The sequence below is a fragment of the Streptomyces boninensis genome, from assembly GCF_048572725.1.
Taxonomy (GTDB): Bacteria; Actinomycetota; Actinomycetes; order Streptomycetales; family Streptomycetaceae; genus Streptomyces; species Streptomyces boninensis.
In genome coordinates, this window is the sequence record NZ_CP183837.1 from 694,061 (window position 1) to 703,939 (window position 9,879).

Consider the following 9,879-nt stretch of genomic DNA (forward strand, 5'->3'; position numbering starts at 1 on the left):
CCATGGCAGAACCGTCCCCGTCCGCCCTCGATGACGCTGCTCCACCCGGCACCCGCTGGGTCCGCAGCAGCTACTCGACAGGCGCCAACAACTGTGTAGAGGCCGCCCGTATGGCCTCCGGGTCGCTCGCCGTCCGCGACTCGAAGGACCCGGAGGGTGGGCAGCTGCATTTCACCGCGCGGGCCTGGGAGTCCTTTACCGCCGCGGTCAAGTCCGGCGCGTTCGCCGGGCGTTAGGAGGCCGCCGCGGGCGCGGCCTTGACCACCGTCGTCACCGCCCGTTCCACCTGACCGTCCGTGAGATCCGCACGGGCGGTCAGGCGCAGGCGGGAGACGCCGTCCGGCACCGACGGCGGGCGGAAGCAGCCCACCGCGAGGCCGGCGTCCCGGCAGTCCGCGGCCCACCGGACCGCAGACTCCGGGGTGGGCGCGGGCACGGAGACCACGGCCGCCTGCGGCCGTACGGGCGCGAACCCGGCGGCTGTCAGGCCGTCGTGCAGCGCCCCGGCGACATCGCGCGCGCGGGCCGCCCGGCCCGGTTCGCGGCCGAGCAGGCGCAGCGCCGCCAGGGCACCGGCCGCTGCCGCGGGCGCCAGGCCCGTATCGAAGATGAAGGTGCGCGCGGTGTTGAGCAGATGCTCGATGACCGGCGCCGGACCGAGCACCGCGCCGCCCTGGCTGCCGAGGGACTTCGACAGCGTCACCGTCGCCACGACGCCGGGAGCCCCGGCGAGACCGGCCGCATGCAGGGTGCCGCGACCGCCCTCGCCCAGGACGCCGAGGCCGTGCGCGTCGTCGGCGAGCAGCGCGGCGCCGCGGGCGCGGCAGACGGCGGCGAGATCGGGCAGCGGAGCCGTATCGCCGTCGACGGAGAAGACCGCGTCCGTGACGACGAGGGCGCGGCCGTCGTGTCCGGTCAAGGCCTTGTCGACGGCCTCGGGATCGGCGTGCGAGGCGACATCGACGGCGGCGCGGGAGAGGCGGCACCCGTCGATGAGGGAGGCATGGTTGCCCGCATCCGACACCACGAGGCTGTCGCGGCCGGTCAGGGCGGTGACGGCGGCGAGGTTGGCGGCGTACCCGGAGGAGAAGACGAGGGCGGCCTCGAAGCCGGTGAAGGCGGCGAGCTCGGCCTCGAGTTCGGCGTGCAGCGCCGTCGTCCCTGAGACCAGCCGCGAGCCGGTGGCACCCGCGCCCCAGCGCCGCGCCGCATCGGCGGCCGCGGCCGTCACCTCCGGGTGGGTAGTCAGGCCCAGATAGTCGTTGCCCGCCAGGTCGAGCAGGGTGCTGTCCGCGGGGCGCGGGCGCAGGGTGCGTACGAGACCGGCGCTGCGGCGGGCGGCGGCGGCCTCGTCGATCCAGGCGAAGGGTGCGTGGGCGTGCGGCATGTGCGCACCGTACGACGACCTGGGCCGCTGCCGCTGTGTGGCGAGGCACACACGTATCGCGGCGAGCCTTGTGCGGTGTCTCATTGGCCGACGACCTCCCGGTGGGGAAGGATCGCGGGCATGGACCTGCTGAAGACGCTGGTGGACAAGGGGCTGCGGCGCGAGCTGCCGGGCCGGGACGAGGCGCTCGCCGTGCTGGCGGCATCGGATGACGACGTGCTCGACGTGGTGGCGGCGGCCGGGAAGGTGCGCCGCGCGTACTTCGGCCGCCGGGTGAAGCTGAACTATCTCGTGAACCTCAAGTCGGGCCTGTGCCCGGAGGACTGTTCGTACTGCTCGCAGCGGCTCGGCTCGGATGCCGGGATCCTGAAGTACACCTGGCTGAAGCCCGGCGAGGCGGCCGCCGCGGCGACCGCGGGAGTGGCCGGGGGCGCCAAGCGGGTGTGCCTGGTCGCCAGCGGCCGGGGCCCGACGGACCGGGACGTGGACCGGGTCGCCGACACGATCTCGGCGATCCGAGGCGAGAACGAGAAGGTCGAGGTATGCGCCTGCCTGGGCCTGCTGTCGGACGGCCAGGCCGACAAGCTCCGGGCGGCCGGCGCGGACGCGTACAACCACAACCTCAACACGTCGGAGGAGATGTACGGCGACATCTGTACGACGCACGACTTCTCCGACCGTGTCCAGACGGTGAAACAGGCACAGGCCGCCGGTCTTTCGGCCTGCTCCGGCCTGATCGCCGGAATGGGCGAGTCCGACGCCGACCTGGTCGACGTGGTCTTCGCACTGCGCGAGATGAACCCGGACTCGGTCCCGGTGAACTTCCTGATCCCCTTCGAGGGCACCCCCCTCGCCAAGGAAAGCAACCTCACCCCCCAGCGGGCCCTCAAGATCCTCGCCATGGTCCGCTTCGTCTGCCCGGACGCCGAGGTCCGCATCGCCGGCGGCCGCGAAATCCACCTCCGCACCCTGCAGCCCCTCGCCCTGCACATCGCCAACTCCATCTTCCTCGGCGACTACCTGACCAGCGAAGGCCAGGCAGGCAAGGCCGACCTCGACATGATCGCGGACGCCGGCTTCGAGGTGGAGGGCCAGGAAACCACCACGCTCCCCGAGCACCGCGAGGCCGACCTGGTGGCCGTACGCCGCCGCGGCGCCGGCACGGAGCTGCCGCCGAATGCCTGACCCGCAGCGGCTGCTGGAGCTCGACCGCGACCACGTCTGGCATCCGTACGGGCCGATGCCGGGCCGGCAGCAGCCCCTCGTCGTCGACTCGGCGACGGGGGTCCGGCTGCGCCTGGCGCAGCCGGCCGGCGGCCACGACGAGCTGATCGACGGGATGTCGTCCTGGTGGTCGGCGATCCACGGCTACCGGCACCCGGCCCTGGACGAGGCGGCGCGCGACCAGCTGTCGCGGATGAGCCATGTGATGTTCGGCGGCCTGACCCACGAGCCGGCGGTGTCGCTGGCGACCCGCCTGGTCGAGCTCACACCGGAGCCGCTGCAGCACGTCTTCCTCGCGGACTCCGGGTCCGTATCGGTCGAGGTCGCGGCGAAGATGTGCCTCCAGTACTGGCGCTCGCGCGGCCGCCCCGCCAAGCGCCGCCTGATGACCTGGCGCGGCGGCTACCACGGCGACACCTGGCAGCCGATGAGCGTGTGCGACCCGGAAGGCGGCATGCACCACCTGTGGGGCGGGGTGCTGACGGAGCAGATCTTCGCGGACGCCCCGCCGGGCGGCTTCGCGGATCCGGCGGATCCGGCGTACGCCGATCACCTGCGCGCGACGGTGGCCGCGCACGCGGACGAGCTCGCCGCGGTGATCGTGGAGCCGGTGGTGCAGGGCGCGGGCGGCATGCGCTTCCACTCCCCCGCCTATCTGCGGGTGCTGCGCGAGGCCTGCGACGAGCACGACGTCCTGTTGATCTTCGACGAGATCGCGACTGGCTTCGGCCGTACGGGCACGCTCTTCGCGGCCGGGCACGCTCAGGTGGCGCCGGATGTGATGTGCCTGGGCAAGGCGCTGACCGGCGGCTATATGACGATGGCGGCGACGCTGTGCACGAGTGAGGTCGCCGAGGGGATCTCGCGCGGTGAGGTCCCCGTGCTGGCGCACGGGCCGACCTTCATGGGCAATCCGCTCGCCGCGGCGGTGGCGTGCGCCTCGATCGACCTGCTCATCGGGCACGACTGGCAGGCGGAGGTGAAGCGGATCGAGTCGGGTCTCGCGGACGGGCTCGGCGCGGCGGCGGAGCTGGCGGGCGTACGGGATGTGCGGGTGCTCGGCACGATCGGCGTCGTACAACTGGACCATGAGGTCGACATGGCGGCGGCCTCGCGGGCGGCTGTCTCGGCCGGGGTGTGGCTGCGGCCGTTCCGGGATCTGATCTACACGATGCCGCCGTACGTGACGGGCGACGCGGATCTCGCGCGGGTGTGCGCGGCGGTGTGTGCGGCGGCGGAGGCGGGTTGAGCATGGGCGTGACGTTCGTCAGTGGTACGGGTACGGAGGTCGGGAAGACCGTGGTTACGGCGGCGCTTGCCGCGATCGCGGTGGCCGCGGGGCGGTCGGTGGCGGTGCTGAAGGCGGCGCAGACCGGGGTCGCGGTTGGGGAGGCCGGGGACGCCGCGGAGGTGGCGCGCCTTGCCGGGCCCGGCGTCACGACGGTGGAGCTGGCGCGCTACCCGGAGCCGCTTGCGCCCGGGACGGCTGCCCGGCGGTGCGGGCTGACGCCCGTAAGGCCCGCGGATGTGGCTGAGGCGGCGGAGAAGCTGGCGGCTTCGCACGATGTGGTCCTGGTCGAGGGCGCGGGTGGGCTGCTGGTGCGCTACGACGAGGCCGGCGGGACGCTGGCCGACGCGGCTGCGCGAGTCGGGGCGCCGGTGGTCGTGGTGGCGGCGGCCGGGCTCGGGACACTTAATGTCACGCAGCTGACGGCGGAGGCGCTTCGAGCGCGGAGCATCGACTGCGCCGGGGTGGTCATCGGGTCGTGGCCGGACGAAGCGGACCTGGCGGCCCGGTGCAATGTGGCGGATCTGCCGGAGGTTTCGGGTGCGCCGCTGGTGGGGGCGGTGCCTTCGGGCTCCGCCCGGCTGGCCCCGGAGGTCTTTCGCGAGGCCGCGCCCGGGTGGCTGGCGCCGCGCTTCGGGGGCACGTGGGATGTGGAGACCTGGGCTGCATCCTGTGGCTTCGCCACGGAGTCCTCAAGCGCCGGACCGGCTTGATAGTGGGTGGGCCGGTCCGAGTTCCACGACACCACCGAAAAAACGCCGTGGTCAGCCGCCGCCCGGTGCTGGGTTTTTTCGGCGGCGTCGTTCCACTCGGCCCTCCTCGGATGAAGCGGCCGACTGCTGGGGGTGGGGACCGGAGCTCGCCAGTACTGATCCTGACGATCACCGTGCCGACCGGGTCCGGGCGGCCGCGTCGGCCGAACAGTCGGCCAGGAGTTCAGCGAGCACAGCGCGCAGGGCGGGCAGTCGATGTTCACCCGGTAGGTTCTCGGCCATGTCTCTCGATCTCATCGGCATTCCAGATATCCAGGTGCCTGCCGCCGAACTCGTTCCGTACCGCGACGCCGATGGCGACGTCGAGGTCATCCGGATCATGACGGCCGACGGCGATCGCGTCCCTCCCCAGCTCACAACCCAGCAACCCTGAGGTCGGCAGTGTCATTGCGAGATTGTCCCGCATTCGGCATACGCTTCTTGCTGCGACTGTCGCCGGACAGCCGAGCAGGTCAAGCACGCGGGCGACAGCAAACTCGACATCATGCCGCTCGAAAACCCGGACGTCAGGACCTGGCGTACACAGGCGTTCGGAGAGCATGCGCCACACGCACCCACTCTTAGGCAGGCGCCGTTGCGGTCGTCCTCGGCAGCACCACGCCAGCCACCTCCGCACCTACCGCGACGCGCACCCCGACCTGGCGGCCGAGCGCATGACGCGCGACGTCCACCGGCGGCTGGAGCGTCTCCGCGAGGACGCCATCGCCGCGTACGGTCTGGACGAGGCACGAGCCCTCCTGGCCACGCTCGGCCCGCCGCAGCGGGCCGCTTCCCCGCTCGCGGGCTGCCAGTGCAGTTGCGCCAGCGACTGGTGCAGCGGGAGCTGCGTCAGCATGTAGATCGTCTGGTTGGTGATCGACCTCGCCGTCGCAGGAGCCGACCCGGACAGTTACGAATGATCGAAGGGAGCGGGGAAGCGGCCTGCCCAGATCTGGCGGGATGCCTGTTCGGGGTAGGGCAGAGTCTTCGACTCGGTGTCCAGGACGCGGATGAGGTGCCCGCCGGGCCGGTGGGCGGGCCAGCCCGCGTCGCCGGTGGTGATGAAGCGGACCCATGCTTCCTGGAGTTCGCGGGAGAGCGCGGCGGCCTCGGGGGTGGGCTCGTCGCCGATGAGCTGGGTGGCGACGGGGCTGTCCAGCGTGCCGAATGCCAGGGGTACGTCGAGGCTGTGGCAGGCGCCCAGGATGCCGTCGAGGGCCGGGGCCGCCCAGCACAGTTCGAAGAGGTACGAGGTGCCGCCGGCTGCGGCGTTCGCCTCGGCCAGCTGCTGTGACGGCATGCGGAAGAGGGCGTCGGAGTACACCGTCTCCACCAGCTCCTCCGGGCCTGCCTGCGGGAACGCGGCACGGTAGGCCCGCGCACCGTCCGGCTGCGGGGCGAGCAGTTCGAGGGCTGCGTGGGCGTCCTGCTCGGTGAAGGTGCCGTACCGTCCGCTCATGACGCTGAAGTACCGGAATTCGTCCCGGGTGTGGCCGACGAGCAGTTCGGTCCCGCTCGCGCGCGCACCGGTCAGCGCGGGCCAAGGCGATTCCGGAAGGACCTCGCCGTCGACGACAGGGCACAGCGCGGTGCCGGTCTCCGTGAGGCGTCCCCAGCTCTCCCGGTGCGCGTGCAGGCCGGCGTTGAAGGAGGTGAGCTCGGCGGCCAGGTGCCATGGGTCGATGTCGCGCAGGGCCTCGGCGGTGGGGGCCGCCGCCCCGAGCCGGTCCGTAAACGCGGCGGTGACTTGCCGCGCCAGCGCGGGGGTGCTGTGCAGCCCGGGCACCGAATGGGCGATGGCCCGCCGGAACAGGCCGCGCACGGACTTCATCGTCAGCAGGGCGGCAACCGAGCCCGCCCCGGCGGACACCCCGCCCACGGTGACCCGTCCGGGGTCACCTCCGAAGGCGGCGATGTTGCGCTGCACCCACTCCAGCGCCGCGATCTGGTCGAGGAATCCGCGGTTGGGCGGCGCGTCGTCGAGGAACGCGAATCCCTCCGCGCCCACGCGGCAGTTGATGGTCACCACGACGATCCCCGCCTCGGCCAGCGCCGCCGGGTCGTACATCGGGTCGCTCGACGCCGCCGAGAGGTAGCCGCCCACGGGGATCCACACCAGCACCGGCAGTCCCGCCGCGCCGGGGTCCGGGGTGCCGACGTTGAGCGTCAGCCAGTCGGTGCCCTGCGGGGGCACGTCGATCGGCAGGGACAGCGGCACCACGGGACCGTACTCGACCGCCTGCCTCGTCCCCTCCCAGCGGTGCGGCGGCGCGGGCGCGGCGAAGCGGAGCGCTCCGACCGGGGGCTGGGCGTAGGGGATGCCCCGGAACACCGCATGCCCCTGGCGCCGGCGCCCCTGCAGCACGCCTTCCGTGGTCCGCACCTTTGGCTGTTCGGACATGACGACTCCCTTCCCTCGAGCGGACCCAGGGTTATGGGTCAGATGTATTATGTCGACTGTATTGGAACGGCTCTGGAGCGCGAAGGAGGGGGCTGACGATGCCGAAACAGGTGGATCACCGCGGACGCCGCGAAGCGATCGCCCGCGCACTGTGGCGGGTGGTGGAACAGCGCGGCGTCACACAGCTGACGATGCGCGTGGTGGCGCGGGAGGCGGGCATGTCACTCGGGCAGCTGCAGCACTACTTCGCCTCACGGACGGCCATGCTCACCTTCGCCATGGATTTCGCGTCCGAGCAGACCGCGGCGCGCGTAAACCAGGCGCTCGAAAAGCTCGGTGCCCGTCCGCACCCCCGTGACGTGCTACGCCTGACCCTCGCGGAAATGCTCCCCCTGCATGCCGACGCCCGCGCGACCAGCCGGATGAGCGCCGCCTACGTCTTGGAGGCGCTGCACGACCAGGCCGTGCACGAGCAGGCGCGCCACGGCCTCGTCCAAGGGCGGGCCCTCGTCGAGCAGTTGGTCCGCCAGGCGATCGCCGACGGGCACATCGACCCCGCCCGCGACCCGGCGACCGAGACCAACCTGCTCCTCGCCCTCACCGGCTTCACCCCCCTGATCGAACTCACCGTGATCGACCCCCCGGACGCACTCGCCGCGATCGACGCACATCTGGACCGGCTGTTCAGCAGTACGTGACCTGCCCCCGGACGCGCTGGCAGCAGACAAGATCAGCACCAGCGCCCGTACGAAGAGATCAACCCAGGCGAACCCAGCGCGAACCCGAAGCCGAACTCCCCTCCGGGAGGAGGGCCGAGTGGAGCGACGCTGCCGAAGAAAACCCCGGAACCTACCCAAGCCGACCACAGAGGTTTTCTTCGGTAGTGTCGCGGAACTCGGCCCGGCCCACCCACCCCAAGCCCATCCGGCGCTTGAGGATTCCGAGCGAAGCTCGGATGCCGCGCCGCAGGCGCGGACGCATAACCCCACCCGCACGGCACAATCGCCATAGCACCGTCGTCGGAAGGGACCACCCATGCCCGGCCGCAGCAGCAGCAGCAAGCCCCCGCGGGACGCCGTGCACCACCCACTCTTCGCACGCTTCTACGCCAGGATGAGTCCCCGCGCGGAACAAGGCGCCGGCATCGGCGCCTACCGCGACCAGCTGCTCGACGGCCTCACCGGCCGCGTCATCGAGATCGGCGCCGGCAACGGCCTCAACTTCGCGCACTACCCGAACACCGTCTCCGAGGTAGTCGCCATCGAGCCGGAACGCCGCCTCCGCCGCCTCGCCGCCGAAGCGGCGCTCCGCGCCGGCATCCCCGTAGACGTGGTCCCCGGCACCGCCGAAGCGCTCCCCGTGAAGAGCGAGGCCTTCGACGCCGCCGTAGCATCCCTCGTGCTCTGCTCCGTACGCGACCCGGAACGCTCACTCCGCGAGCTCCGCCGCGTACTCCGCCCAGGCGGCCAACTACGCTTCTTCGAGCACGTACGCTCGCACCGCACCATCACCCGCGCCGCACAGTGGACAGTCGACCACACCGTCTGGCCCCTGCTCCTAGGCGGCTGCCACACCTCCCGCGACACAGTCGCGGCCATCAAACGGGCCGGCTTCGAGGTAGGCCCGTACGACGAGATCCGGGTGCCCTTCAACGGCCCCGCGGCCGGCCACGTCCTCGGCTCCGCCCGCAAGCCCGCCTGACAGAGAGAGCTACTCCCCCGTCACCCCGTCGATCGCCTCGCGGATCATATCCGCGTGGCCATTGTGCCGCGCGTACTCCTCGATCATGTGCAGGTAAAGACACCGCACACTCATCGTCTCCTTCTCCACCCGCCCGAAGGTGAACGTGTCCTCCAGCCCGTACCCCGCCATCACCGCATCGCACGCCGCGACCTCCGCCCGATACGCCGCGAAGTCCGCCTCCGCCGCATCGGCGTCGAGATCCTCGTAATCCGCGTCCGGCCGCTCCGCCGTCGAGTACAGCTTCGGCACGTCCTCACCAGCAACGTCCTGCCGGAACCAGCCGCGCTCCACCTTCGTAAGATGCCGCACCAGCCCGTGCAACGTCAGATTCGACGTAGGCACAGCAGCAGTCGCAAGCTGCTCAGCCGTGAGCCCCGCGCACTTCAGCAGCAGCGTGTCCCGGTGCCAGTTCAAATAGTTCTGCAGCATCGCCCGCTCAGGGCCGACCAGCGGGCCCTCCCGCCGCTCAATACTCGGTGCCGTCCACGTCATGCCGCTCAGTCCCCCGTAACCCCGTCAACGCACTCCCGCACCAGGTCAGCGTGCCCGTTGTGCCGCGCGTACTCCTCGATCATATGCGTGTAGACCCACCGCAGGCTGCGCGTCTTCCCGCCCAGCGGGTCCACGAAAGTCTCCTCGAGGTCCCGTCCGGCGACAGCCGCGTCGCAGGCGACGATCTCGGCGCGGAAGACGGCAAAGTCCGCCTCCGCGTCGGCCCCCGCCACATTGTCGAACTCGCCGTCCGGATCGTCATCCGTGATGTAGAGGTCCTTCACGTCCTCGCCCGCGAAACGGATCCGGAACCAGCTGCGCTCCACCACGGCCAGGTGGCGCACCAGCCCGAGCAGCGTCAGCCCGGACGGCGGCACGCTCGCCTGCTTCAGCTGCTCGGCGGTCAGGCCGGTGCACTTGTGCAGCAGCGTGTCGCGGTGGAAGTCGAGCCAGCCCTGCAGCATGGTGCGCTCGCTGCCGACATACGGCTCGTACCTGCGCGCGATCTCGGGTGCGGTCCACGTCATGAGCCGGGAGCCTATGCCGCGCCGATCACCGTGTCATCCCCCGGTACGACCCGTGCCGCCCTCCG

General features: G+C 71.5%; 12 protein-coding genes. 8 read left to right on the forward strand and 4 right to left on the reverse strand.

Annotated elements, in window-relative coordinates; genetic code table 11:
- Positions 1 to 2: 2 nt before the first annotated feature.
- The gene (locus ACNNMR_RS03100) at positions 3 to 236 is read left to right on the forward strand and encodes a DUF397 domain-containing protein (protein WP_419992933.1); all 234 of its coding nucleotides are present in this window, start codon (positions 3 to 5) and stop codon (positions 234 to 236) included.
- Here the strand turns inward: ACNNMR_RS03100 and ACNNMR_RS03105 are convergent.
- The gene (locus ACNNMR_RS03105; protein WP_419992934.1) at positions 233 to 1,387 is read right to left on the reverse strand and encodes an 8-amino-7-oxononanoate synthase; all 1,155 of its coding nucleotides are present in this window, start codon (positions 1,385 to 1,387) and stop codon (positions 233 to 235) included. The two genes, ACNNMR_RS03100 and ACNNMR_RS03105, sit on opposite strands and share 4 nt — an antisense overlap.
- A 120-nt stretch (positions 1,388 to 1,507) precedes the next feature.
- Between ACNNMR_RS03105 and bioB the strand changes: the two genes are divergently transcribed.
- The 5 genes from bioB to ACNNMR_RS03130 all read left to right on the forward strand — a co-directional run bounded on the left by bioB (position 1,508) and on the right by ACNNMR_RS03130 (position 5,511).
- The gene (gene bioB, locus ACNNMR_RS03110) at positions 1,508 to 2,572 is read left to right on the forward strand and encodes a biotin synthase BioB (protein ID WP_419992935.1); all 1,065 of its coding nucleotides are present in this window, start codon (positions 1,508 to 1,510) and stop codon (positions 2,570 to 2,572) included.
- A complete protein-coding gene (locus ACNNMR_RS03115; protein WP_419992936.1) occupies positions 2,565 to 3,860 on the forward strand; it encodes an adenosylmethionine--8-amino-7-oxononanoate transaminase in 1,296 nt (431 codons plus the stop codon). The genes bioB and ACNNMR_RS03115 overlap by 8 nt, the downstream gene beginning before the upstream one ends.
- A gap of 2 nt (positions 3,861 to 3,862) precedes the next feature.
- Positions 3,863 to 4,612, forward strand: a complete 750-nt coding sequence (gene bioD / locus ACNNMR_RS03120) for a dethiobiotin synthase (RefSeq protein WP_419992937.1) — start codon at positions 3,863 to 3,865, stop codon at positions 4,610 to 4,612.
- A 280-nt stretch (positions 4,613 to 4,892) separates the two neighbouring features.
- A complete protein-coding gene (locus tag ACNNMR_RS03125) occupies positions 4,893 to 5,045 on the forward strand; it encodes a hypothetical protein (RefSeq protein WP_419992938.1) in 153 nt (50 codons plus the stop codon).
- Positions 5,046 to 5,211: 166 nt separating this feature from the next.
- Entirely contained in the window at positions 5,212 to 5,511 is a 300-nt protein-coding gene (locus tag ACNNMR_RS03130; protein ID WP_419992939.1) for a bacteriocin fulvocin C-related protein, read from the forward strand.
- Positions 5,512 to 5,561: 50 nt separating this feature from the next.
- On the opposite strand, the gene ACNNMR_RS03135 is transcribed toward ACNNMR_RS03130, so the two are convergent.
- Complete coding sequence (locus tag ACNNMR_RS03135) at positions 5,562 to 7,052, reverse strand: carboxylesterase/lipase family protein (RefSeq protein WP_419992940.1); 1,491 nt, start codon at positions 7,050 to 7,052, stop codon at positions 5,562 to 5,564.
- A 98-nt stretch (positions 7,053 to 7,150) separates the two neighbouring features.
- Between ACNNMR_RS03135 and ACNNMR_RS03140 the strand changes: the two genes are divergently transcribed.
- Positions 7,151 to 7,750: a TetR/AcrR family transcriptional regulator gene (locus tag ACNNMR_RS03140; protein WP_419992941.1), complete on the forward strand. Its 600-nt coding sequence runs from the start codon at positions 7,151 to 7,153 to the stop codon at positions 7,748 to 7,750.
- A gap of 337 nt (positions 7,751 to 8,087) precedes the next feature.
- Positions 8,088 to 8,753: a class I SAM-dependent methyltransferase gene (locus ACNNMR_RS03145; protein ID WP_419992942.1), complete on the forward strand. Its 666-nt coding sequence runs from the start codon at positions 8,088 to 8,090 to the stop codon at positions 8,751 to 8,753.
- Positions 8,754 to 8,762: 9 nt separating this feature from the next.
- Here ACNNMR_RS03145 and ACNNMR_RS03150 read toward each other — a convergent pair whose 3' ends face one another.
- Positions 8,763 to 9,287, reverse strand: coding sequence for a DinB family protein (locus tag ACNNMR_RS03150; RefSeq protein WP_419992943.1), 525 nt, complete (start codon positions 9,285 to 9,287; stop codon positions 8,763 to 8,765).
- Between the two features lie 5 nt (positions 9,288 to 9,292).
- Positions 9,293 to 9,814, reverse strand: coding sequence for a DinB family protein (locus tag ACNNMR_RS03155; RefSeq protein WP_419992944.1), 522 nt, complete (start codon positions 9,812 to 9,814; stop codon positions 9,293 to 9,295).
- Positions 9,815 to 9,879 lie beyond the last annotated feature (65 nt).

Bases quoted from the DNA above. Each gene is read 5' to 3' on its own strand.
- ACNNMR_RS03115 (WP_419992936.1), top strand. From the start codon at position 2,565: ATGCCTGACCCGCAGCGGCTGCTGGAGCTCGACCGCGACCACGTCTGG.
- bioD (WP_419992937.1), top strand. From the start codon at position 3,863: ATGGGCGTGACGTTCGTCAGTGGTACGGGTACGGAGGTCGGGAAGACC.
- bioB (WP_419992935.1), top strand. From the start codon at position 1,508: ATGGACCTGCTGAAGACGCTGGTGGACAAGGGGCTGCGGCGCGAGCTG.
- ACNNMR_RS03150 (WP_419992943.1), bottom strand. From the start codon at position 9,287: ATGACGTGGACGGCACCGAGTATTGAGCGGCGGGAGGGCCCGCTGGTC.
- ACNNMR_RS03100 (WP_419992933.1), top strand. From the start codon at position 3: ATGGCAGAACCGTCCCCGTCCGCCCTCGATGACGCTGCTCCACCCGGC.
- ACNNMR_RS03125 (WP_419992938.1), top strand. From the start codon at position 4,893: ATGTCTCTCGATCTCATCGGCATTCCAGATATCCAGGTGCCTGCCGCC.
- ACNNMR_RS03145 (WP_419992942.1), top strand. From the start codon at position 8,088: ATGCCCGGCCGCAGCAGCAGCAGCAAGCCCCCGCGGGACGCCGTGCAC.
- ACNNMR_RS03155 (WP_419992944.1), bottom strand. From the start codon at position 9,814: ATGACGTGGACCGCACCCGAGATCGCGCGCAGGTACGAGCCGTATGTC.
- ACNNMR_RS03135 (WP_419992940.1), bottom strand. From the start codon at position 7,052: ATGTCCGAACAGCCAAAGGTGCGGACCACGGAAGGCGTGCTGCAGGGG.
- ACNNMR_RS03140 (WP_419992941.1), top strand. From the start codon at position 7,151: ATGCCGAAACAGGTGGATCACCGCGGACGCCGCGAAGCGATCGCCCGC.
- ACNNMR_RS03105 (WP_419992934.1), bottom strand. From the start codon at position 1,387: ATGCCGCACGCCCACGCACCCTTCGCCTGGATCGACGAGGCCGCCGCC.
- ACNNMR_RS03130 (WP_419992939.1), top strand. From the start codon at position 5,212: ATGCGCCACACGCACCCACTCTTAGGCAGGCGCCGTTGCGGTCGTCCT.